This is a genomic window from Myxococcus sp. CA040A (genome assembly GCF_013336725.1).
GTDB lineage: Bacteria > Myxococcota > Myxococcia > Myxococcales > Myxococcaceae > Myxococcus > Myxococcus llanfairpwllgwyngyllgogerychwyrndrobwllllantysiliogogogochensis.
In genome coordinates this window covers 214,653-237,280 of sequence record NZ_JABUMR010000001.1, presented here as the reverse complement: position 1 = coordinate 237,280, position 22,628 = coordinate 214,653, and the positions used below count along the sequence as shown (strand labels likewise).

Annotated in this window: 23 protein-coding genes; 14 read left to right on the top strand and 9 right to left on the bottom strand. The window is 68.8% G+C overall.

Going from position 1 to position 22,628, the window contains the following annotated elements:
- Window positions 1–8: 8 nt before the first annotated feature.
- Complete coding sequence (locus tag HUA75_RS01000) at window positions 9–893, bottom strand: CPBP family intramembrane glutamic endopeptidase (protein WP_174485305.1); 885 nt, start codon at window positions 891–893, stop codon at window positions 9–11.
- A gap of 56 nt (window positions 894–949) precedes the next feature.
- Window positions 950–1,405, bottom strand: a complete 456-nt coding sequence (locus HUA75_RS00995; protein ID WP_174485304.1) for a MarR family winged helix-turn-helix transcriptional regulator — start codon at window positions 1,403–1,405, stop codon at window positions 950–952.
- A gap of 90 nt (window positions 1,406–1,495) precedes the next feature.
- Between HUA75_RS00995 and HUA75_RS00990 the strand changes: the two genes are divergently transcribed.
- Window positions 1,496–1,939 carry a DUF697 domain-containing protein gene (locus HUA75_RS00990; RefSeq protein WP_174485303.1) on the top strand — a complete coding sequence of 148 codons (444 nt, stop codon included), beginning with the start codon at window positions 1,496–1,498 and terminating at the stop codon, window positions 1,937–1,939.
- A gap of 196 nt (window positions 1,940–2,135) precedes the next feature.
- Here the strand turns inward: HUA75_RS00990 and lepB are convergent, their stop codons facing one another.
- The gene (lepB, locus tag HUA75_RS00985) at window positions 2,136–2,639 is read right to left on the bottom strand and encodes a signal peptidase I (protein WP_254627336.1); all 504 of its coding nucleotides are present in this window, start codon (window positions 2,637–2,639) and stop codon (window positions 2,136–2,138) included.
- A 673-nt stretch (window positions 2,640–3,312) separates the two neighbouring features.
- On the opposite strand from lepB, the gene HUA75_RS00980 reads away from it, so the two are divergent.
- Both HUA75_RS00980 and HUA75_RS00975 read left to right on the top strand, forming a co-directional pair.
- Window positions 3,313–4,545, top strand: coding sequence for a DUF2380 domain-containing protein (locus tag HUA75_RS00980; protein WP_371746029.1), 1,233 nt, complete (start codon window positions 3,313–3,315; stop codon window positions 4,543–4,545).
- On the top strand, window positions 4,542–5,012 hold the full coding sequence (locus tag HUA75_RS00975) for an NUDIX hydrolase (RefSeq protein ID WP_174485301.1): 471 nt from the start codon (window positions 4,542–4,544) through the stop codon (window positions 5,010–5,012). The genes HUA75_RS00980 and HUA75_RS00975 overlap by 4 nt, the downstream gene beginning before the upstream one ends.
- A 33-nt stretch (window positions 5,013–5,045) precedes the next feature.
- Here the strand turns inward: HUA75_RS00975 and HUA75_RS00970 are convergent, their stop codons facing one another.
- The gene (locus HUA75_RS00970) at window positions 5,046–6,437 is read right to left on the bottom strand and encodes a M20/M25/M40 family metallo-hydrolase (protein WP_174485300.1); all 1,392 of its coding nucleotides are present in this window, start codon (window positions 6,435–6,437) and stop codon (window positions 5,046–5,048) included.
- An 82-nt stretch (window positions 6,438–6,519) separates the two neighbouring features.
- Here HUA75_RS00970 and HUA75_RS00965 point away from each other — a divergent pair, with 82 nt between their 5' ends.
- The 3 genes from HUA75_RS00965 (at window position 6,520) to HUA75_RS00955 (ending at window position 9,955) form a co-directional block, all read left to right on the top strand.
- Complete coding sequence (locus tag HUA75_RS00965; RefSeq protein ID WP_141645963.1) at window positions 6,520–6,894, top strand: response regulator; 375 nt, start codon at window positions 6,520–6,522, stop codon at window positions 6,892–6,894.
- 16 nt (window positions 6,895–6,910) lie between these two features.
- Window positions 6,911–8,080, top strand: coding sequence for a TIGR02266 family protein (locus tag HUA75_RS46390; RefSeq protein ID WP_174457588.1), 1,170 nt, complete (start codon window positions 6,911–6,913; stop codon window positions 8,078–8,080).
- Window positions 8,081–8,314: 234 nt separating this feature from the next.
- On the top strand, window positions 8,315–9,955 hold the full coding sequence (locus HUA75_RS00955) for an ATP-binding protein (protein ID WP_141645677.1): 1,641 nt from the start codon (window positions 8,315–8,317) through the stop codon (window positions 9,953–9,955).
- On the opposite strand, the gene HUA75_RS00950 is transcribed toward HUA75_RS00955, so the two are convergent.
- Window positions 9,933–10,823, bottom strand: coding sequence for an oxidoreductase (locus tag HUA75_RS00950; RefSeq protein ID WP_174485299.1), 891 nt, complete (start codon window positions 10,821–10,823; stop codon window positions 9,933–9,935). The two genes, HUA75_RS00955 and HUA75_RS00950, sit on opposite strands and share 23 nt — an antisense overlap.
- Window positions 10,824–11,125: 302 nt before the next feature.
- Here HUA75_RS00950 and HUA75_RS00945 point away from each other — a divergent pair, with 302 nt between their 5' ends.
- The 4 genes from HUA75_RS00945 (at window position 11,126) to HUA75_RS00930 (ending at window position 16,421) form a co-directional block, all read left to right on the top strand.
- A complete protein-coding gene (locus tag HUA75_RS00945) occupies window positions 11,126–11,878 on the top strand; it encodes a lysophospholipid acyltransferase family protein (protein ID WP_174485298.1) in 753 nt (250 codons plus the stop codon).
- Between the two features lie 41 nt (window positions 11,879–11,919).
- Complete coding sequence (locus HUA75_RS00940; protein WP_174485297.1) at window positions 11,920–13,056, top strand: class I SAM-dependent RNA methyltransferase; 1,137 nt, start codon at window positions 11,920–11,922, stop codon at window positions 13,054–13,056.
- Window positions 13,057–13,235: 179 nt separating this feature from the next.
- Window positions 13,236–14,513, top strand: coding sequence for an APC family permease (locus HUA75_RS00935; RefSeq protein ID WP_217440586.1), 1,278 nt, complete (start codon window positions 13,236–13,238; stop codon window positions 14,511–14,513).
- A gap of 66 nt (window positions 14,514–14,579) precedes the next feature.
- Window positions 14,580–16,421 carry a pseudouridine synthase gene (locus tag HUA75_RS00930; protein ID WP_371746028.1) on the top strand — a complete coding sequence of 614 codons (1,842 nt, stop codon included), beginning with the start codon at window positions 14,580–14,582 and terminating at the stop codon, window positions 16,419–16,421.
- 1 nt (window position 16,422) lies between these two features.
- Here HUA75_RS00930 and HUA75_RS00925 read toward each other — a convergent pair whose 3' ends face one another.
- The 4 genes from HUA75_RS00925 to HUA75_RS00910 form a co-directional block, all read right to left on the bottom strand.
- Window positions 16,423–17,544 carry a DUF418 domain-containing protein gene (locus HUA75_RS00925; protein WP_174485296.1) on the bottom strand — a complete coding sequence of 374 codons (1,122 nt, stop codon included), beginning with the start codon at window positions 17,542–17,544 and terminating at the stop codon, window positions 16,423–16,425.
- Window positions 17,541–18,092 carry a TetR/AcrR family transcriptional regulator gene (locus tag HUA75_RS00920; RefSeq protein WP_174485295.1) on the bottom strand — a complete coding sequence of 184 codons (552 nt, stop codon included), beginning with the start codon at window positions 18,090–18,092 and terminating at the stop codon, window positions 17,541–17,543. Before HUA75_RS00920 ends, HUA75_RS00925 begins: the two co-directional genes overlap by 4 nt.
- 186 nt (window positions 18,093–18,278) lie before the next feature.
- The gene (locus tag HUA75_RS00915; RefSeq protein ID WP_371746027.1) at window positions 18,279–19,304 is read right to left on the bottom strand and encodes an SAM-dependent methyltransferase; all 1,026 of its coding nucleotides are present in this window, start codon (window positions 19,302–19,304) and stop codon (window positions 18,279–18,281) included.
- Window positions 19,205–19,771, bottom strand: coding sequence for a NifU family protein (locus HUA75_RS00910; RefSeq protein ID WP_141645684.1), 567 nt, complete (start codon window positions 19,769–19,771; stop codon window positions 19,205–19,207). The genes HUA75_RS00915 and HUA75_RS00910 overlap by 100 nt, the downstream gene beginning before the upstream one ends.
- Window positions 19,772–19,968: 197 nt before the next feature.
- Here HUA75_RS00910 and HUA75_RS00905 point away from each other — a divergent pair, with 197 nt between their 5' ends.
- The 4 genes from HUA75_RS00905 to HUA75_RS00890 all read left to right on the top strand — a co-directional run bounded on the left by HUA75_RS00905 (window position 19,969) and on the right by HUA75_RS00890 (window position 22,625).
- The gene (locus tag HUA75_RS00905) at window positions 19,969–20,541 is read left to right on the top strand and encodes a DUF2378 family protein (protein WP_141645685.1); all 573 of its coding nucleotides are present in this window, start codon (window positions 19,969–19,971) and stop codon (window positions 20,539–20,541) included.
- Between the two features lie 39 nt (window positions 20,542–20,580).
- On the top strand, window positions 20,581–21,021 hold the full coding sequence (locus HUA75_RS00900) for a hypothetical protein (RefSeq protein WP_174485294.1): 441 nt from the start codon (window positions 20,581–20,583) through the stop codon (window positions 21,019–21,021).
- Between the two features lie 76 nt (window positions 21,022–21,097).
- The gene (locus HUA75_RS00895) at window positions 21,098–22,258 is read left to right on the top strand and encodes a GNAT family N-acetyltransferase (RefSeq protein WP_174485293.1); all 1,161 of its coding nucleotides are present in this window, start codon (window positions 21,098–21,100) and stop codon (window positions 22,256–22,258) included.
- A gap of 43 nt (window positions 22,259–22,301) precedes the next feature.
- On the top strand, window positions 22,302–22,625 hold the full coding sequence (locus HUA75_RS00890) for an ATP-dependent Clp protease adaptor ClpS (protein WP_141645688.1): 324 nt from the start codon (window positions 22,302–22,304) through the stop codon (window positions 22,623–22,625).
- The last annotated feature ends 3 nt before the right edge of the window (window positions 22,626–22,628 follow it).

The window sequence follows — 22,628 nt, the reverse complement described above, 5'->3', positions numbered from 1 at the left end:
CGTCGTCCTCAGGCTCCCTGGCCTTGTGCGCCTGTCAGCGGGGTGGGCGCCTCGCTCTGTCGCGTTCCCTTCCAGCGCGACAGGGCGAGGATGAACAGGCACAGCACCACGAGGGTGACGACGGAGGCCTCCAGCCCGTAACGGCCTCCGGTGAGCCACTCGGGCTGGCCGTGGAAGACAGGCATCCACATCCCCTTGAACTCCTCGCCGCTCACGCCGAAGCCCAGCAGGCCCAGCAACCCGTTCCAGCCCACGTGCACACCCACGGGAAGCGCGAGTCCTCCCGTGCGCAGGTAGCAGAGCCCCAGCATCCATCCGGCCAGGAAGGTGGCGGTCAAAGCCACCGTGCGCGCCCCTCCGTCCATGCCGGGATTGAAGGCATGGGCCAGACTGAAGACGGCCGCGAACACGAGCTGCGTCCACATCGGCCCCATCCCTCGGATGGCGCGCTGGAAGGCATAGCCGTGGAACAGCGTCTCCTCGAACAGGGCCACTCCGAGCATGAACCAGGAGACCTTGAAGATGGCGGCGGCTCCGTTGCTCGCCGCTCGCTCCAGATGGAACCCGTCCAGCGAGAAGACGACCGCGGCCACCGCCCCCACCAATGCCGCGCCACCCAAGATCCCGAGCCCGAAGTCACGGGCCGAGCGCCGCACCGGGAGGATTCCGAGCGAGGACAGGGGCTCACGCTCGAGTCGAAGGCACAGCCAGCTCGAGAGGAGGACGCCGAAGAAGGCGCAGAGCGGCCCCGAGACGATTCGCCGCAGCTCGACAGGCAGCTGTTTCTGGAGGAGGACGAGGCCCAGTATCAGGGCCACGCTCAACGCGACGGAGCCCAGCACCTTCCAGCCATTGCGGAGACGCCGCTCACTGTTGATGAAGATGGATTTCATGGGTCTGCTTCTCTCGGTTGGAGATGGCTCTTCCGCGCTGCACGGGGACATCATACCTACGCGCCACGGCGCTTCGATTGCCGTCCCCGCGCACTGGCGATTCGCTCGTCGAAGGACTTCGTTTCGAGGGCTTGGATGGCGCGCTCGAGCACCTCGGAGAGCGGCACGGGAAGCTCAGCATCCAGGCTGGCCGCGGCGCTCGAGGTGGCCTTCCAACGCGACTGGAGTCGCGGGAGCAGCGCCCGTCCCGACGGACTGAGGCGAATCCACCGCTGACGCCCATCCACTGGCCCTGGCTCCGAGAGCACAAGCCCGTCCTTCACCATCAACGCCAGCGTCTGCGTGGTGGCGGGCTGGGTGGTGTCGGACGCCTCGGCGAGCTGACCGATGGTCATCGGCTCGTCTTGCATCAGCGCCCGCACCAACGGCGTGTAGCGAGGACGGTAGGCGAAGCCCTCTTCCTCGTAGACCCGGCCGACCGCTCCGTCGAGAAGCTCGAGCAGGTGTCGCAACTGCGTTCCAAGACCCCGGTGGTGCGCCCTCTTTCGAACCCTGGTCGGAGTCCTTAAGGTGGGAACGAACGACTGATTGGGAGAACATCCATGTCCGCAGAGAAGGCCGCGCGAAGCTGGGTCGAGGAGAGCGCCCTGCGCGCCGCGGGTGCCGCCGCGATTCCCATCCCGGTGCCGGGTGCGCACACTGCGCTCACGTCCGCCATCGAGGCGTACATGATCTACCACGTGGCGGGCATCTACGGAGAGAAGCTCAGCCTCGGTGAGGCGCTCGGCCTGGTGCCCACGCTGGGCGCGGGCATCGTCGCGCGCAAGGCGGCCAGCAGCATCGTCGGAGAGACGGTGGGATGGATTCCCATCGCGGGCTGGCTGCTCAAGGGCGCCGCCAGCGGTGGCACCGCGTTCGCCATGGGCGTGGCGGCGGTGACGTACTTCGAGAAGAAGTACCCGGGCCGCGATGCGATTCCGTTCGACACCATGTCCATCAAGGACTGGGTGAAGGCCGCGCTCGCGCAGCTCGGCGTCAAGAAGTAGCCGAGGCGGAAGGCACGGGTCCACGACACGCGGGCGTCCTCGTAGACGCCTTCGGCGTTGGAAACGGCATCTCCTGTCGTTGAGTCTGGTGATGAAGCCTCTCAAGCGGCCTCTGGCAAAGGCAGACAAGGGACTCCATTGGGGCGCGTCTGGCTGAGGCGCCGGCGCCCCCCGACCGGGGCAAGGCCGGCTCCCGTCACAGTGCTCCCGCGCGCTCCGGCGGCCAGAAGCGCAACCAGGCCTTGCCAGTGACGGAGCGTCGCGGCAGGGGACCCCAGACATGTGAGTCGCTGCTGGCGTTCCGGTTGTCACCCAGGACGAAGAGCCTGTCCTCGGGCACGCGCGCGGGGCCCCACTGGTAGGTGGGCGCCGCCGCGACGTAGGGCTCCTGGAGGAGCCGTCCATCCACGAACACCTGCCCGTCGCGCACCCGCACCTCCTGACCCGGCAGGGCAATCACCCGCTTGATGGCGATGTGCTGGCGCAGGTCACCGGAGCGCACGAGCTCGGGAGGCGGCTCGAAGACGACGACGTCCCCGGCCTGGGGCGGATGGACGCGGTAGGACAGGGTATCCACCACCAGCCGGTCACCCACTGCCAGCGTCGGCTCCATCGAGCCCGAGACGATGAGCCTCGGGTGCACGACGAAGCCGCGAAGGAGCCCCGCCAGCAGCACCAGCGCGCCCACCCCGATGACCATCCTCCACGGAATCTTCCACTTTTTTTGTGTGTGAGCAGGCGCGTCCTGGCAATGATTGCTCATTCGTCTGGGTCTACCCTTTCAAGGGCCTCTCGAACTCTATACACTATCGGATGGGACGGGCTTCGGCCCGCCCCATGTCAAACAACCGCACAACACAGGAGGCCGGATGAAGAAGACCTTGAAGATGGGGCTCATCGGATTCGTGCTGGGAGCTGCTGTTGCCGTGGGTTCCGCGACGTTGGGAAGCGAGGAGACGGTCGCCGCTCCGTGCTGCTCGAGCTGTGATGATAATGACCTCCGCTGCTGGCGGATTTGTAGCCCGAGCTGCTGAGCGCCGAGGCCCTGAGGGGCACCTGAAGCGACGACGGGCTGGGGACGGCAAGGTCCCCGGCTCGTTGTCATTGGAAGATGCCCCCCCCGGGACGCATGAGGAAAGTGGCGCTGGAGGTGGGCCCTGCGTACGCATGCCGTGCTGTTGAGTCTGGTGATGCTGGTGACGGGCTGTGCCTCCCAGTCGCCCGCCTCCGGAGCGGGCAGGCCCCGGCGCTATTCGCAGCGGGACGGCCTGGCTGACGACTCCAGTCCGCGCCACTCCGGCACACGGGAACGACGCGACCGCCCTCGCGAGAATGAGGCAGTGGCCATCGCGGACAGCCAGCAGCGAGTCATATTGACTCGGCAAGCAGTCGTGGCGGCGGTGGACAAAGTGAAGGGCTCCACGGAGGAACTCTCCAGTGCCATCCCCAGGCTCGCGGCTCACACGCGGGGCCTTGGTGGAAACGCCGACCTCTTCACGCGTTACTTCGCCTACGGCTCGACCCAGGTACCCTGGCTTCGTGACGCACTCCGAGGAACGGCCACGCTCGTGGAGGTCTCCGAGTCGGTGGACGACCCGGACATGGCGGTGGGCCTTCTCAAGATGGCAGGGCCTCGCCTCCAGGCGGCCATGGCTGGCGCCATGTTGTTGGCGACCTGGTTCGACGTCCTCCAACTCGCCGACGCCGTGCTCCAGCAGTGCCCTTACTACAGCGTGGAGCAACTGCTCACGGACATGGACCGCGTACAGAAGCGCCTGGAGCCGGCGATGACGGCTCTCTCCTCCCTGGAGCCAGAACGCGTGGAGGCCACGGCGGCTGCGATGCCTGAGCTGATGGGGAAACTGACCCAGGAGTTCAGCACCATTCGCGAGGGTGCGCGCGTGGCAATGGAGCGTACAGGGCAAGTCATCGCGGCGGCGCAGTTCATCGAAATGGTGGCCCTGGTTTCGACGCTGCGCGTGTCACTCCCCCGGCTGCCTCCCTCGGGGCCCGTCCTCGTGGGCGCGCGCCTCTCTGTGGGCCCAGGTGGAGTGATGGCGGGTTCGTCCCTGGTCGTCTCCGCGGAGTGGGTGGAGATGATGCGACGGCTCGTACAGGCTGGAGTCATCTCCATGCCAGTCGCCAGCGCGGCCGTCCGCATCCACGCCGGACAGGTGCTGATGGCTCAATCGCACCGGGACTTGCCCAAGGGCGTGCGTGAAGCCCTGGGCGACAGCCCCGAGGTTCGCGGCATGCACGAGACGGGCAAAGCCGGGGCAGGCATGGCGGACGCTCCGAAGCACCATGTCCTGCCACGAGAGCACCGTGAATGGTTCGAGCAGCGCGGCTTCAAGGGCCCCATGGACATCGACCAATTCTGTGTCCGGCTGGAGAAATCGCACCACGAAGCCGTTCACGGCGGAGGCGACTGGCGACTCGGGCGAACCTGGCCCAAGGAATGGAATCAGATGATTATTCGAGCGCTACGTGACGCTGAGTTCGAAGCTGGCCAGAAGTTGACTCGGGACGAGATACTGAAGCTTCTCGCGCGGTACCTGCGGGACTACGACATCCCGATGAACTTCACTCCAGGACGAAAGCGATGACAGACGGACGCTCCTGGCAAGGCAACTGGAAGGCACGGCTCTATGAGCGCGTCCGCGCGCGCGGCTACGACTCCCTGACCACTTTTGCCGAGGCACGTCCGACCGCCTCATTGGTGGAGCTGGCCGAAGAGCTGGGAAAAGATGACGTCGCGGGTGTGCAGGTCTTCACAGGGCTGGTCGCCGAAGCGGAGCGAAGCAACAAGGTCACCCGGCTGGTGCGCGGGCAGTTCGTGCGTGAATTGTCCCAGCACCTTCCCAATGGGTGGCCGGCCGCACAGGACGAGACCCATCGTTTCGATGTCGCCTCCGCCCTTGCCCGCTGGAGCAGCTACACCCCCGAAACACATGAGGAGAGAGTAAGGCAGGCTCGGCAAGCCCTCCGCGCCACGCCACCACCCCCCGGATGGCGCCCGCTCGGTCCCGACGACGACCTGCTCCGCACGCTCTTGCCCGACGACGAAGCCTGACCCACCCAACGCCCCGGAGCCAAAGGCCCACGCTCACCGCGCGGTGAGCGCGCTCGCCAGCTCCTCGTACAAATGGATGGCGCTGCGGATGGACTTCTCCCAGTCCCCCACGTGCAGGCTCTCGTTCTCCGAGTGGGCGTACGTGTACGGGTCCTCCACGCCGATGAGCAGCGCGGGCACTCCGCCCAGCTCCTTCGCGAAGGGCTCCACGAAGGGAATGGACGCGCCGCAGCCGATGGCCACCGCCTTCGTCCCATAGCCCTTCTCCAGCGCACGGAAGGCCGCCTGGAACGCCGGATGCGACGGGTCCGTGTACCACCAACCCGAGGCCCCCTCCGTGTGGAAGCTCACCTCCAGCCCCCACGGACACACCTTGCTCAGGTGCTCCTTCAGCCGCTGCTCGACATCCCGCGCCTCCAGGTCCGGGACGATGCGGATGCCCACGCGCGCCCATGCCGCGTCGCAGATGATGTTGCGCGCGTCCTTGCGAGTGCTCGCCTGGATGGCGTTGATGGCGATGCTCGGCTGCCGCCAGTTCATCTCAAACGGGTGCCGTCCTCCCAACACCTGGACGCCCGGCAACAGCCCCACCTGCTCGCGGAAGGACGCCTCGTTCCCTGGCAGGGACTGGATGCTCTCGCGCTCGCCCGGCGTGAGCGGCTTCACCTGCTCTCGCAGCCCTTCAATCGCGATGGAGCCGTCCGCGTGGGTCAACGTCGCCAGCATCCTGCACAGCGCCATCACCGGGTCCGGCACCGGTCCACCCCACATGCCGGAGTGCACCGCCTGCTTCAACGCGCGCACCTCCACGTCCACCGTGACGAGCCCCCGCAGCGCGGTGGTGATGGACGGCAGCCCCGTGTCGAAGTTCGCCGTGTCCGTCAGGACGATGGCGTCCGCCTTCAACAGCGCCGAGTGCTTCTGCAGGAATGCGGACAGATGCCCGCTGCCAATCTCCTCCTCACCCTCGATGATGACCTTCACGTTGAGCGGCAGCCGACCGGAGCCCTTCAGCCACGCGTCCACCGCCGACGTGTGCACCACGATGCCCGCCTTGTCGTCCGCCGTGCCACGCCCGTACAGCCGGCCCTCGCGCAGTTGCGGCTCGAACGGAGGGCTCTTCCACAGCGACTCGTCGCCCGCTGGCTGCACATCGTGATGGGCATACAACAGCAACGTGGGTGCGCCTGGAGCCCGCAACACCTCGCCATAGACGTAGGGGTGGGCGCCCTCGATTTCGAGTAGCTGGATGTTTTCAAACCCACGGTCTCCCAAGAGTCGAGAAGTCGCCTCAGCGCTCTGACGCACCCGGGCGGAGTCGAAGCCAGGAAACGAGACGCTGGGTATGCGCACGAGGGCCATGAGGTCCTCGAGGTAGGCGGTCTTCTGGGACTCGAAGTGAGAGAGAGCCTGGGCGATGGGCATGCTCACCCCTTAACCTAAAAAGGCAGGCAGGCGCTCCAGGTCCTCGCGCGGATGTTGCGCGGTCCAAGTATCATGCGGCGCCATGTCCGACACCCCGACACTGCTGCTCGTCGACGACGACAGCTTCGTGCGCCGCATCCTCAAGGACGTCATCGCCGACACGGGCATCGAGCTGCGGTTGCTCGAAGCCGCGGACGGAGAGGAAGGCCTCGCGGTGGCAGCGCGCGAGCAGCCCGCGGTGATGTTCCTGGACCTCTTCATGCCGAAGAAGAGTGGGCTGGAAGTCCTCGGCGCCATCAAGCAGGTGTCGCCCAACACGCGGGTGCTCGTCATCAGCAGCATGGATGCGGAGCCCGTCGTGGAGCAGGCCATGGCCGCGGGCGCGGTGGGCTTCGTGGGAAAGCCCTTCCATCCGCTGGAAATCGCCTCGGCCGTGCGCCAGGCGCTCGCTCACTGACTTCAGAGGTGTCTGCGTGTCGTCTCCTGCTGTCGGTTACTGGGTAGCGGACAACCTGGGCCGCGTGTTGGGCCCCCTCGCCCTCCAGGCCCTTCGAGAGCTGATCTCCTCCGGGAGGCTGAAGGCCGCCGTGCGCGCCTCCCGCGACGGCACCCAATGGGTGGCCGTCCAGGAGCTGCCCGAGCTGCGTGACTTGTTCGCGGCCACCCGGCCCTCGCCCTCGGTGGAGCAGCAGCAGGCCGAGCGCCTGCGCACCCAGCTCCGGGGTCTTCAGAACCTGCCGCCCCACGAGGTGTTCGGAGCCAAGCCGAACGCGAGCCTGGACGAAGTGCGCCTGGCCTTCTTCCGCATGGCCAAGCGCTTCTCGCCCGAACACCTGTCACCGGAGACGCATCCGGAGCTGCGCAAGGTGTCGGCGGAGATCTTCGACTTCCTGTCGCGCTGCATGCGCGAGGTGGAGGTGTTGTACGCGCAGGGCGCCTACCAACAGGCCCGGCCGCTGCCTCCCCGGCTGGACATGGACGGGCCGCTGCCGCCCCCGCCTCCTCCGCCAGTGGCCTCGGTGGCGCCCGCCGTGGTGCCGCCCGTGGCCACTCGCGTTCCCGCCGTCGCGCCGCCGCCCGTGGCCGTCATCGCGCCGCCCGTCGCGCCACCGCCGCAGCCGGTGATGCCCGCCCGGCCTCCGCCGCCGGTGATGCATGCGACGTCCGCGCCCGTCGCCGCGCGCGCGCCAGTCTCGCCGCCGGTGCAGCGCACGCACACGCTGCCGCCGCCCGCCCCACCACCGCCGGCGGTGCCGCTGCGCAAGGCCGTCGCCGCGCCCACCTATTCCAGCGCGGAGTTCGTGGGACTGGAGCGCCGCGCGGATGATCGCATCCACGCGGACGTGAAGGTGTCGATGCAGAACACCGGCATCTTCACGGACCACCGCATCATCAACCTCTCCTCCGGCGGCCTCTTCATCGCCACGGACAAGCCGCTGCGGCTGGGCACCCTGGTGGAGCTGACGTTGCGGTTCGATGACCCTTCGCGCGTGATGACGCTGCGAAGCTCCGTCATCTGGGAGAACTCGCTGGAGGACGGCAAGAACCCGCGAGGTTATGGGTTGCGGCTCAGCAGCCTCCGCAAGGAGGAGCGGGAGTTCATCCAGCAGTTCGTGAGCCGCAAGCCTCCGAAGAAGCCCTGAGCGGGTGAGCCCGCTCGGGGTGGCTTGCTACAGCAGCTGACCGAGGAACACGGCCCCGGTCATGACGAAGGCCGCCATCACCGCCATCACCGCCTTGAGCTCCAGGTCATCGCGGCCCATCACGTTCATGAAGTTCATGGTGTCCATCCTTCGTTGTGTCCCCTCCCCCTTTCCTACGGGACACCCCGAAATCGATTGCATCCCCCTCCCGGCCCCCTCGCGCCGTCCGCCAGGATGACTTCCGTGCCTCCCGACGCCTCCGCCGCCCCTTCTGACTACTGGTTGCTTGCCGGGCTGCCCACTCCCGCGGCGGTCACCCGAGGCGATCAGGTGGTGGTCGCCAACGCGGCCCTGGCTTCGCTGCTGGGAATTCCCCTCGACGAGCTGAAGGCCACGCCCGTCACCGCGCTCATCGCCCGCTTCATCCCCGCCGAGCGCGGCTGGGTGGAGGCGTTCCACGAGGCCCTCACCCGGGACGGCACCCGGCCGGAGCACCCGCTGTGGCTGCGCATCCGGAGAGCCGACGGGAAGGAGCGCACGGTGGCGGCGACCTATGCACCGGGCGCCACGCAGGAAGAGACGGTGGTGCTGCTGCACGACGCCGAGGGCGTGGACACCACCCGCCGGCTCACCGAGGCGCTGGGCGCGGCCGCCGCGGACATGCTGCGCGCGCGCGACGAGCAGGAGGTCCTCGAGACGGCCATCGACGCCGTCCACCGGCAGGGCTTCTATTCGGCCATCCTCCTGGTCGAAGGAGACACGTTCCGGCACGGCCCCATGCGGCAGGAGCCCGCCATCGTCGCGCTGGCCGAGCGCAAGTACGGCATGCCCATCTCCGAGGTCCGCCTTCCCCTCGGCACCCTGCCCCACCTGGCGGAGGTGCTCGCGCGGCGCAAGGCGGCCTTCCATCAGGACGCGCTCGGCGCGGCCCATCGCGTCCACACAAGCGAGGTCTTCGAGGACATCCAGCGCGCCTACCCTCCCGGCATCCGCGCCCTGGATGCGCCCATCTTCGTGGAGGGCCAGCCCTTCGGCATCCTCTCCGCGCAGGGCCTGGACCTCACGCCGGCCGCCGCGGGCACGTTGGAGCTCTTCGCGCAGCTGCTCGGCGGCGCGCTGGAGAACGTGCGTCACCACCGCGTGGCGGCGGAGCGACTGGTCGAAGTGACGCGGCTCCAGGAGGAGCTGGTCGCGCACGAGCGGCTGACGGTGCTGGGCGAGGCGGCGGGAGTGGTGGCCCACGAGGTGCGCAATCCGTTGGGCGCCATCCTCAACGCGGTGGCGGTGCTGCGCCGCGAGGCGCACCTGGGCCCCACGGGACAGGCCGCGGTGGGCATGCTGGAGGAAGAGGCCATCCGGCTGGAGGACATCGTCAGGGATTTGCTGGACGTGGTGCGTCCGCTGGAGCCGCGCCCGCGGCTGGTGCACCTGGGTGAGCTGGTGCGGCGCGCGCTGGGCCAGCTGCATGGTCCACCGGATGCGCCCACGCTGCGCTTCACCGTGGACGAGGCGCCGGACGTGCCCGAAATCATGGGCGATGAGACGCTGCTCCAGCTCGCGGCGACGCACCTGGTGCGCAACGCGGTGCAGGCCTCACCGCCGGGCGGGCGCGTGCGGCTGAACGTGGAGCGCGTGGAGGGCGGCGTGCGGCTGGTGGTGGAGGACGAGGGCCCGGGCATTCCCGACGTGGACCCGCGCCGCGTCTTCGAGCCCTTCTTCCTCACGCGCGCCAACGGACGGGGCCTGGGGCTGGCCATCGTCAAGCGCGTGGTGCTCGCGCACGGAGGACAGGTGCGCGCGAGCGGCCGGCCCAAGCGGGGCGCTCGCTTCGAGGTGGTGCTCCCGCTGGGGCCTACCCGTACGTTTCCCGCCTGATGCGCTTGTCGTCGATGCCGAGCGCGTGCAGGTGTCCGAGCACCGTCTCCATGAAGCGCGGCGTGGCCGGAGTGCGCGTCTCCAGCGCCTTGCGGCGGTCCCACGGCGTAATCGCGGGGCCACACGCGTAGACCAGGCACGTGGCCCGGTCCGGGATGAGCTCTTCCAGCAGGGCCTGGTGGACGCGGCCCTTGCGCACGTTGGCGCCGAAGCGCGACTCGTCCAGCTCACGGGTGAGGGTGTGCACCAGCCGGACGCGGTCCGGGTGCTGGCGCTCCAGCGCCTCCAGTTCGTCCCGGTAGAGCACATCGCTCCACGTCTTGTTGGACATGAGCAAGGTGTGGCGCACCTTGAGATTCCGGTGGAGCGCATCCTTGATGATGCCGAAGTTGGGCACCGCGCCGGAGCCGGCCACCATGTGGACGACGTGGTCCGTGCGCTGGTCCACGTCGTCCAGCAGCACATAGGGGCCCATGAAGCCGAGCACCTTGAGTCGCGCGCCGGTGAGCCGCCCGTGGACGAGGAACGGGGACAGGAGCGGCGGGTAGCGGGTGAGGCCGGGGATGAACTCCTCGTCCTTCACGGTGATGGCCACATGGGGCTCATGGGGCGCGGAGGCCAGCGAGTACGAGCGCTGGGGCTCCTTGCGCCCCTTTTGTTCCTGCAAGTAGGCGGACAGGCGCCCGAGCGCGTGGAACTGGTGCGGGTCGATGTTGATGAACTGGCCGGCCTTGTAGTCCGGACGGGGCTCGCCGAAGTCGAGGAAGAGTGTCGCGGTGTCGTGCGTGTCCATCCGCACGTGGGCGACGGTGACCTCGTACTCCACGGGCTTCCTGCTGCGCGAGAGGGTGGATTCGGCGGCGCTCATGGCTCCCTCCCTTAGCGCAAACCCGGGGTGCTCGCCGATGGGTTCGCGCACGCCCAGGGGGTCACGGGTGGGTGACATGGACGGTTTTGCCCCGTCCCGGAGTCGGTCCGGAGCGTTGGCTGCACGACGGGACGGCTTGCGGGCAGGAGGCGGACTCCTCGCGAGCACTGACCTGGAGCCCCCGCAGGACTACATCTTCTGGTGGCCAGTGGCGGTGCTGAAGCCCTGGCGGTAACGGTCGGACGCGTGGGCTCCGACCGGACCATGCTCTCGGGCCGTCCCGAGGTGGAGGCGACCGACGCGTGCTCCGCATTCTCTTTTCCCTGATGGCCCGACTGCCGGAAGGTGTCCGGCGACATGTGGTCCGCACCCTGATGGACGGCGTGTGGGATGCGCTGGCCGACGAAGTCGTGGAGGGCCGGGGCAACATCCCCGACGAGCCCTGTCTCTACATCTGCAACCACCTGTCCAATGCGGACGGCTTCACGCTGTTCCGCGCGTTCCGTCCCCGGCGGCTGTACTTCCTGGCGGGCGTGAAGCTGCAAAGCACGGTGATGACGCGGCTGGCCTCGGAGGTGATGGACACCATCGCCATCAAGCCCAACTCGCCGGACATCGAGGCGGTGCGCCGGGCGGTGGAGACGCTCAAGGGCGGCGACTCGGTGCTCATCTTCCCGGAGGGCGCGCGCAGTCGGGATGGGGCGCTGCACCAGGCGAAGAAGGGCGTGGCGCTCATCGCCAAACGCGGAGGTGCGCCGGTGGTACCGGTGGCGTTGATGGGGACGGAGAAGCTGATGCCCATCAACGACTCGGACATGGGCGGCGAGCGGCTGTACCACGCCCACGTCCGCGTGCGGGTGGGCCCCGCGTTCCGGATGGAGGACCTGGAGCCGGAGGTCGCTGGCGCGGAGGACACGCGGCAGGCGCTGGTGGACGCGATGATGCGCCGGGTGGCGAAGCTGCTGCCTCCCGAGTATCGGGGCGTCTACGCGGACGACCCGCCCCGGGTGCCCAGGCCGTTGGAGTCCGAGTCGCCGGCCGCATCACCGCCGTGATTCCGCAATGAAGCGTTGCGGTCGCCGCAGGAGCACGGACAATGGGGCTTCCCGTGACGACCGCCCGCGCCGAAGAACAAGTCTACGTGTCCACCCTTCCCGGACTGGAGACCGCGCTGGAGGCGGAGTGCTCCGCGCTGGGCTGGAAGCCCTCCCTCGTCGAAGGCGGGGTGGAACTCCAGGGGCCCACGGGGCTGCATCAGGAAGCCAACCTGCGCTTGCGCACCGCGAGCCGGGTGCTGTTGCGGCTGGGCTCCTTCCACGCGAGTGACGAGGGCGCGCTGATTCGCGGGCTGCGCGCGTTGGATTTGTCACGCACGTGGGACAGGGGCGCGCCGCCCCGGCTCTCGGTGACGCTGCACCGCGCGGGTGTCCCGAGCCAGGGCGTTGTTTTCTCGGCGGCATCGAAGGCGTGGGGACTGGCCGAGGTGGGCCGGGCCGGGCCGCTCGACGACGAAGGCGGTCCGGGGCTCACCTTGCTGGTCCGAGTGGAGGGCAATGACTTCACCGTGAGCGCGGACACCAGCGGGGAGCCGCTGCATCGCCGGGGTTATCGACAAGAGGTGAGCCGCGCGCCCCTGCGGGAGACGCTCGCGGCGGGCATCCTGATGCTGGCCGGGTATGACGGCACGGAGCCCCTGGTGGACCCGATGTGCGGCTCGGGCACCTTCCTGGTGGAAGGCGCGTGGATGTCCATGCGCCGCGCGCCGGGGTTGCTGCATGGCTTCGCCTTCGAGTCCTTCCCGGGCTTCGACGCGGGCGCCTGGGCCACTCGCAAGGCGCGCGCGGAGGCGGAGACGCTGACGGCACCGCGCGCGGCCGTGTATGGCTATGACATCAACGCGGGTTCGCTGGGCACGGCGCGCAGGAACGCTCGGCGCGCGGGCATGACGCTCGCGCTGGAGCGCAAGGACCTGCGCACGTTGACCGCGCCCCCGGGTGGGCCCGGGTTGCTGGTCGCGAATCCGCCCTATGGCAAGCGCCTGGGCGAAGGGGAGGACCTGCCCGGCCTCTACCGCGCGCTCGGCACCCTGGTTCGCAAGGGCTTCGCGGGCTGGCGCGCGGCGCTGCTGGTTCCGGAGGACTCCGCCCTGGTGAAGGCGCTGGAGCTGCCCGGCGCGCGCAGTCTTCCCGTGCGCAATGGCGGGCTGCGGTGTCGGCTGCTGCTGACGGCGTGAGTCGTATTTGAAGGGGTGAGGTTCGCGCGCCGGAGTCACGGCTCGCGTGGGGCTCGGGAGTCCCTGAATTCGCGGTTTCTCCCCGTATATGCTCCAGTGGTCCTCCCTGTCAGGTCCACCCCGGCCTCCCCCACCCCACCATGACGACTGGTAGCGATTCGACTCCCCAAGACCTTGGAATGAAGCGCGCTGTCTCCCGCTGGGAGCTGGTGGGCTTCTCCATCAACGACGTCATTGGCAGCGGGGTGTATCTCCTGCCCGCCGCCGCCGCGGCCAACCTCGGCTCCGCCAGCACGGGCGCGGTGGTGGTGGCCGGACTGGCCGTGCTGCTGCTCGTGCTGTGTTTCGCGGAAGCCGCCAGCTACTTCGACAAGCCCGGCAGCGCGTACCTCTACACGCGCGAGGCCTTCGGTGAGCTGGTGGGCTTCCAGGTAGGGTGGATGACGTGGCTCGCCCGAGTCTCCTCGGTGGCCTCGCTGTCCGTCGGCTTCTCCCGCGCGCTCGGCTACCTGTGGCCTGGAGCCAACGAGGGTGTGGGGCAGGGCCTGGCCATCGCGATTCCCCTGCTCGCGCTCACCGCCATCAACGTCGTCGGCGTGAAGGGCGGCGCGCGCACCGCCGTCTTCCTGGCCATCACCAAGACGGTGCCGCTGCTCGTCTTCATCACCGTGGGCATCTTCTTCGTGTCGGCGCCGCTGGCCACCTCGGTGGTGGCGAAGAGTGACGGCGACCTGGGCGCCGCCGTGTTGCTGCTCCTGTTCGCCTACGCGGGCTTCGAGAACACCGCGGCGCCTGCCGGTGAGTTCAAGAATCCGCGCCGGGACGTGCCCTTCGCGCTCATCGTCCAGATTGGCGTCGTCACACTCATCTACACGGCGGTGCAGTGGGTCGCCCTGGGGACGCTGCCGGGCGTCGTGGACTCGAAGACGCCGCTGGCGGACGCCGCCGCGCGCTTCCTGGGCAACGGAGGCGGGCTCCTGATGACGGTGGGTGGAGTGCTGTCCATCCTCGGCACCAACAGCAACACGGTGCTCGCGGGGCCTCGCTATCTCTACGCGCTGGCGCAGGATGGCTTCGGTCCGGCGGCGCTCGCCACGCTGCACCCGCGCTACCGCACGCCGATGGTCGCCATCGTGACCCAGACCGCCATCGCGCTCCCACTGGCCTTCACCGGTTCGTTCGAGTTCCTCGCCACGCTCTCCGTGGTGGCCCGGCTGGCGACGTACTTCGGCACCGCGGTGGCCGTGCCCGTGCTGCGGCGCAAGCTCCAGCAGCCGGCCAATGCGTTCCGCATCCCGGGAGGACCGGTGATTCCCATCGCCGCCGCCTCGCTGTGTGTCGTGTTCGCGCTGAGCGCCCAGCGGAAGAACCTCATCGCGGGTGCCATCGCGCTCGCTGTCGGCTTCGTGCTGTATCGCTTCCAGCGCAAGCCGGATGGGAAGGTCGCGCTCCAGTAACGCAGGGAGCGCTCGGCTCCCGGGCCCGTTCGCAGTGGGCCCGGGTTTCATGTTAGCGGTGGACACGTGGACCCGCGTGTCACTCTCTTCGAGCCCCGGACGAAGCTTCCCGATGAACCGGGAAGTTTCCCGAGCCCCTTCGATGAGCTGGGGCCCTCGGCGCTCGCGCGGCAGGCCGCGGAGGTCCTCCAGGTGGAGCTCCGCTCGGGACACCTGACAGCGGACGTACCGCTGTCCCTGCTGGAGAGTCCCGAAGGCGGGAAGATGTTCGGCGTGCTGGTGGTGCGCCAGCCCGATGGACGCGTCGGGTTCCTGAGAGCCTTCTCGGGGATGCTCGCCGGACGTTGGGATATCGAGGGCTTCGTCCCACCGCTGTTCGACCGTGAGGCACGAGCACGCCTGGAGCCCGAGGGCGAGGCGACGGTGAAGGCGCTGCTGGCTCGCTCCGAAGCCCTGGGGTCCGAGCCCGAGCTCATCGCGCTTCGGGCCGCCCATGAGGCCCAGTCGGCTCGACACGCGGCGGAGCTCTCGGCGCTGCGTGAGCGACACGAGGCGCGTCGAAAGCAGCGTCATGCACGTCGGGCGGAGCTCACGAGGACGCGGCCATCTCCGGAGCATCCAGGAGTTCCCATGGACTCCCATCCCCCTGGGGAGCGAGGAGGCCCGGCCGATTCAGTGCGGCCTCTCGCGTGGCCCGCTCGGGATGAGACGGCCGCGCGGGAGCGGCGGGGTTCAGCCGATTCGATGGACACCACCGCACCGGATACGCGGGACGAGGCCGCGCAACGCGCCGCGCTCCATGCGCTCGACCAGGAGAGTCGAGGGGACAAAGCCGAGCGACGCCGTCTGGAAGCCACCCACGCGGAGGAGCGACAGCGAATCGAGCCGCAGCTCGCGCGACGGGAACGACGACTCCGCGCCCTGGAGCGCCTGCGCCACATGGTGAGTCGCGCGCTCATGCGGCGCATCCACGACACCTACGCCATCACCAGCGCGCGCGGTGAGCGTCGCCTCCTGAGAGCCCTCTACGAGCGCGGCCAGCCGCCTTCCGGTGCCGCCGACTGCGCCGCCCCCAAGTTGCTCGCATACGCGCATGCTCACGGGCTGCGCCCCATCGCGCTCGCGGAGTTCTGGTGGGGCGCACCGCCTCCAGCGGGAGGACGTGTCTCCGGCGCGTACTACGCCGCCTGTCGCGACAAGTGCGGTCCCCTGCTCCCCTTCATGCTGGAAGGACTTCAGGTCTCCCCGCCACGAACCTTCGTGCCGCCACCCGCGGCCCCTGGCGCGCTGACCGTCCTGTTCGAGGACCCGTGGCTCGTCGTCATCGACAAGCCCCACGGGCTGCTGTCCGTGCCTGGGCGCGAAGAGTCGCTCACGGACTCCGTGCTCACGCGGCTTCGAGCGCGTCATCCCGAGGCCACCGGCCCGCTCCTGGTACACCGACTGGACCTGGACACGTCGGGCCTGCTCGTCGCGGCGCGCGACTCACGCACGCATGCGGCACTGCAGAGCCAGTTCGTGCACCGTGAAGTGCGCAAGCGCTACGTCGCGTGGGTAGAGGGGCTCATCCAGGAGGACCAGGGCCGCATCGACTTCCCGATGCGCGTCGACCTGAATGACCGCCCTCGACAGATTCACGACACCGTCCACGGCAAGCCCGCCGTGACGGAGTGGCGAGTCCTCGAACGGCGCGACGGGCGAACCCGCGTGGCCTTCTTTCCGCTCACGGGAAGGACTCATCAGCTCCGGGTCCATGCCTCGCACCCGCTCGGGCTCGGTGCGCCCATCGTCGGCGACCGGCTCTACGGACGCGGGGGAGCGCGACTCATGCTCCACGCGGAGTCGCTTACCCTCCAGCATCCTGGAACAGGGGCAGGCATCACCTTCGACTGCCCCGCGCCCTTCTGACTCATTCGCGAGGCGATTCGGGCGGTGACTCCATCGCCTTGTCAGCACGGGGGCTCGGTGTGGAGAAGCGCCGGAGCATTCGCTCCAGCAGCATGGGTGCTCCGCCTCGCAAGGACGACACGGCGACGACACCCGCGAACCCAGCGAACGCCACCCCCATGGCGGCAGGCGCGGAGAGGCGGTTGCCGTATCCAGCGAGGGCGAGCCCCACCAGCAGCAGCACATGGCCCAGATACCAGGTCAACGCCAGACGCCCCGTGGACACCAGCGCCTCCTGAAGGCGTCGCGGGAGGTGGTCCCCCAGCACGAAGCCGCCACCCAGGACCAGGCAGGCGATGCCCAGCGCGGAGAGCATGAACAACGGCATGGGCGGAATGGAGTGCGTACCGAGGAGCGCCGTCACGATTTGTGCCCCCAACCGCTCACCCATCGCGCATTGAATCGCGAGCCGCACCAGCCCCGCCGAGGCGAGCTCCGCCAGGACAAACAGCCAGATGCCCGCCCACAGCATTCGCCGCTGCGTGGCCCTGTCGCGCCAGTCGAGCCGGGCCAGCCGCAGGCCCAGGACGAAGAACGCCAACCAGGGGAGCAAGGGACGAAAGCCATCGACCCCCAGGTTGAGGACAAAGCCGGAGGGAGTCCAAAGGCCCCGGTAGGTGAGCGTGGCCCAGTCCCAACGGGCATCCCAGTCCACGAGGACGGCCGCGAGCGGAAAGGTGAGGATGAGCGCGGCCACGAGCCCCGAGAGGGCCTTGGATGACCAGCGGTGCAACCACGGCGCGGCGAAGAGCGCGACGCCGTAGAGCCGCAAGATGTCGCCGGGCCACACGATGAGGTTGAGCACTCCCAGCCCCCCCAGGAAGAGGGCTCGACGCCACAGCACGCGACGTGAGTCGGTGGTTTCCCGTCGCGAGAGCAGCTGCCCCACCCCCAGGCCCGCCAGGAGGACGAAGGTGGCGGCGGCGCGCCCTTCGGTCAGGTTGAACACGATGCGCTCCCAGCCCGAAAGGCCAGAACTGGGAGGCCCGAGAACGAGGAACGCATGCACCACGAACATCCCGCAGATGGCGCAGGCTCGAGCGATATCGATGCCGCGAAGCCGCTCCGTGGGCTTCGGAGTCATCGTGGGCGCGCCTTCTTGGAGCCAGCGGGGCGCCCGGTGCCATGGCCGTGGAGCAGCGTCTCGTGAAGTGTTCGAGCGGCATCGTTCGCGGCGAGGTCACCCTGGGCGACCGACGTCCAGGCCGCATACAGAAGCGCCTCGAAGGTGGCGAACAACCACGCGCTCGGCAGGTCCTGGCGCAGCACGCCTTCGTCCCTGGCGCGAAGCAGGATGCGCATGAGTTGTTCATCCACCCGGGCTTCAGCGGCCTTGAGCGAAGGCTCCTGACTCAGCTCGGAGACGACCAGGAGGAACCGGAGCCTGTCGCCCCAGGGGGTCAGCGCGCCCACCAGGGACTCCAGGGCCACATCGGGAGCCAGCCGCTCGAACCGGTGCGCCTTCAACGCCTGTTCGAGCTGCACCAGGGAGTCCAACCCCGCCTCGCGGATGAGCTCCTCGCGGGAGCTGAAGTACCGGTGAAGCGTCGCCCGTCCGACTCCCGCGGACCGGGCCACATCGACGAGTGACGCGGAGGGGTCCACCGCGAACGCACGAGCCGCCGCGCTCAAGATGCTCGCTCGAGTATCCGAGCCAGACGCTACGGGGGAAGGAGCGGCGGCTCTTGTCCGTCTCATATGAGACAACTTAGTCTCACATGAGGCACGAGGCAAACCTCGGGTCCGCGCACGCTCTACACCCGTGCGCGGCGGCCACGTGCCACGAGGAGGCCCTTCACGAGCCTCCTCGTCACACGCTCAGCTCTCAGCGGTCTGTGCGGCTTCCTCGGAGGACGCCGCCTGCGGCGCCTCGGGCAGCGGTTCGGCGGGCAACGGCACGCCCACCGACGCGGCGGGCTTCACGCCCAGCTCCCGCGTCAGCTTCGGATTCACGCCCGTCTCCGCCAGCAGTCGCTCGAGCTGGATGCGCGCTCGCCGGTTGTCCCGGTGCACACGCCTGGCGAGGATCAGCTCGTTCTTCAACGAGTGCTCCCAGCCCGTCAGCTCCGTCACCGTCACCTGATAACCGAACGACTCCAGCGTCAGCGCGCGGATGACGTTCGTCAGGTGCGAGCCGAACTCGCGCCGGTGCCACGCATGCGCGTACAGGAGGCCCATGCTCCCGTGCGCCGCCTGCCGGTGCTCCTTCAGCTGCGCGGCGACCTCCGCCTGACAGCACGGCACCACCGCGACGTGGTCCGCGCCATGACGGACGGCCGCGATGAGCGCGTCGTCGGTGGCCGTGTCACACGCATGCAGCGCCATCACCAGATGGACGCGCTCCGGATACGCCGCCTGGTCGATGTGCGCCGTCTGGAACTGCATCCGTGAGAAGCCCAGCCGCTCGGCGCGCCCCTTCGCGCGCTCGGTCAGCTCCGGCCGCCCCTCCACCGACAGCAACGTGCCCGTGGCCGCGTCCTTCAGGAACAGCTCGTAGAGCACGAACCCCAGGTACGCATTGCCGCTGCCCGCGTCCACGAACACGGAGGACTCGGGATGACGCGCCTTCACGTCCTCCACCGCCGGACGCAACAAGCCCATCAGGTGGTTGACCTGCTTGAGCTTGCGCAGCGCATCCGCGTTGAGGTGACCCTCGCGCGTGAGCAGGTGCAGCTCACGCAGGAGCGCCTGCGACTGGTCCGGCAGGAGCTCCCGCCGGACCTGTGAAGCCTTGACGTTGCGCCTCAGATGGACACCACCTCGAGGACCTCGGGAATGATTTCCCGAAGGCGCCCCTCGATGCCCATCTTCAGCGTCGCCGTCGACGACGGACAGCCCGCGCACGAGCCCTTCATGTGCAGGTAGACGATGCCGTCCTCGAAGCGGTCCAACGTGATGTCGCCACCATCCATCGCGACCGCCGGACGGATCTCCGCGTCCAGGATGTCCCGGATGCGGGCCTCCACCGAACCGCCACCGTCGCTCGCGGTCGCCTGACGCGCCGCCGCGATGGCCTCCTCGTCCACCACCGGCTCGTTCGCCGTGAGGTGCGTATCCAGCGTCTCCATCACCTGGTCATTCAGCTCGTCCCACTCACCCTCGTCACCCTTCGTCACCGTCACGAAGTTGGTGCCAATCATCACCGCCGTGACGCCGCGCACGTCCATGAGCTTGCGCGCCAGGGGCGACTTCGCCTGGGCATCCTGGGGATTCGTGATACTCACCGCGCCGCCCGCCAACAGTCGCCGATCCACCACGTACTTCAGCGTGCTCGGGTTGGGGGTCCATTCCAGCTGGATGTTCACCGACATGCAGTTCTCCTCGGTCCTCTCCTCTAAGGCGCTCGCGGCCCCATAGCAACCCGACCCTCGGGGAATCAAACCGCCGCCCCCCTCCCCGCCACGTCCGCTTCCCGTGACTCATCGGGAAATAAAAGAACAGCCCGAATTCGCGGCAGAAACGGAACTCCACTATGGTGGACGGACCTCTGCTCCCCTGGGAGCTTCACATGGCCATCAGTCCGCTGCGCCGACCCGTCGAGCAGGTCCAGCCTCCGCCGCCCCGCATCCCTGGAAGCGTGCTGGAGGGCCTGTTCGTGCGGGGCCTGAAGGCGTCGGGCCGGCTGGTGGAGGAGCTGGCCGCGCTGGGCTACGACATCAAGCGGCCGGAGATGGACTACCCCGTCCAGGTCTGGCAGCGCGCGGCGGCCCTCGCCCGGCAGGAGGCCTTCGGAGAGCTGAATGACGAGGAGGGCTACCGGCAGGTCGGCCGCACGCTCGTCAACGGTTTCGCGGAGACGCTGGTGGGACGCGTGGCGGCGGTGGCCCTGCCCATGATTGGCCCCGCCCGCGCCGCGGAGCGCATCCCCCGCTACCTGGCGATGATGGGCCGCGCGGACATCGAAATCACCATGTCCCAGGTGGGTGAGCGAGGCCGGCGGCTGCACATCACCGACCGCTACAACAGACCGGACCTGATGGCCGGTGGCCTGGAACGGATGTTGGAGTTGGCCAACGCCCAGCCGCGAATCACGGTAGAGGAGCGCAGCGCGGACGGTTACCGTCTGCTGGTCCGCTGGTAACTCGCGCCCGGGTCGTCGACGGCGCCCACTGGAGCGCCCATGTCCTACCCTCCCCGACTTGCCCATCTCGCCACCCGTGCGGTGGTGATCGCCAAGCTGGCCCCCACCTACGCCCAGGCGCATCAAATCGACGAGGAGGAGGCCGGACAGCGGCTCTCCGCCGCCCTCGCCGGGAGGATGCTGCCCGCGCTGCTGGAGTCCGCGTGGGCCTCCATGAAGGGCACCGCGAAGCGGCTCAATGACGACGGGCTCCTGGAGAAGGTCGCCACCACCCTGTCGGATCGCCCCACCCGCCCGGGCCGCGTGGCGCCCGCGTCACCCGCATGGAGCGCGTTCCTCGTCCTGGCGGACCTGGAGGCAGGCACCGCCAGCGACGCGGCCCGCCGGGTCATGGAGTCCGAGGAGGGACGTCGACGAGGTGACGCTGGCCTGGCCGAAGCAGGCCGCTTCCTTGCCGCCGAATTGACACGCGGGAAGTAGGGGCCGGCCGGCCGTGGCAAGGGGGGCCCGCCGTCGTTATAGGCTGACCCCACGAACCCACCGTGCGCCGACGCCGATGTCCACCCCGCTGCCCACCACCCTGCGCATCCTGCCCTCCATCCACGAGGTGCCCGCGTCCCTGTGGAACGGGCTCGTGGACGAGGCGGCCCTGCCCTTCCTGGAGTGGGCCTTCCTGGCCGCGCTCGAGGACAGCGGCAGCGCGGTGCCGGAGCGAGGCTGGCACCCCCGGCACCTGACGCTGTGGAGGGGGTCGCGCCTCGTCGCCGCCGCGCCCGCGTATCTCAAGGACGACAGCCAGGGAGAGTTCATCTTCGACGCGCCCTGGGCCACCGCCGCCGAGCGCGCGGGCCTGCGCTACTACCCGAAGCTCGTCTTCACCGTCCCCTTCACTCCCGCCACCGGCCGGCGCGTGCTGGTGGCGCCCGGCGAGGACCGCGCGGCCCGCGAGGCGGAGCTGTATGCCGGCGCCCTGGAGTTCGCCCGCGCCGAGCACCTCTCCGGCATCCACGTCCTCTTTCCCACCGAGGAGGAGCTGCCCACGCTGGAGGCCCAGGGCTTCGCCCTGCGGCTGGGCGTCCAGTACCAGTGGCGCAACGCCGGCTACCAGTCGATGGAGGACTTCCTCGCCCGCTTCCACTCCAAGCGGCGCAACCAGCTGCGGCGGGAGATGCGCGCCCCCGCCGAACAGGGCCTGACGCTGCGCACCCTGCGAGGCGAGGCCCTCCAGTCGGTGGACGTGGACACGCTGTACCGCCTCTACGTCTCCACGGTGGACAAGTACCCGTGGGGCGCGCGCTTCCTCACGCGCGACTTCTTCGCGCGGATGCTCTCCAACTTCCAGCACCGCTGCGAGCTGGTGGAGGTCCGGAGGGAAGGGGCGCTGGTGGCCGGCGCGTTCAACTTCAGGGCGCCACAGGTCCTCTACGGCCGTTATTGGGGCTGCTTCGAGGAGCATCCGTTCCTGCACTTCAACGTCTGCCTCTACCACCCCGTGACGGAGGCGATTGAGCAGGGGCTGACGCGTTTCGAACCTGGCGCGGGGGGTGAGCACAAGCTCACCCGGGGTTTCGAGCCTCGCCTCACGTACAGTGCCCACCTGCTCCTCCACCCCGGGCTGGAGCGGGCGGTGCGTGGCTTCCTGGAGCACGAGCGGGCAGCCGTCCGGGGAGGGCTGCCTCAGTGGCGGGCGGAGACAGGTTTCAAGGGAGAGGCCTGAAACGGCCCGCTTCCGCGGTCATCAAAGGGAGTCCGAAGAACCTATGGCGCAGAAGGACGAGCACGATAGCTCCGTCGTCACGGAGACCGTACCCAAGCAGAAGCTCAAGAAACCGACGCTCTACAAAGTGCTTCTGCACAACGACAATTACACGACGCGTGAGTTCGTGGTGGCCGTCCTGAGGGAGGTCTTCCACAAGTCGGAGTCGGATGCCGTGCAGATCATGCTGCACGTTCATTACAACGGAGTCGGAGTGGCCGGCGTCTATACGTTCGAGGTCGCCGAGACGAAGCTCAAGACGGTGGAGGCCGCGGCTCGGGACAATGGGTTCCCGCTGCGGCTCTCCATGGAACCCGAGGAAGGTTGAACC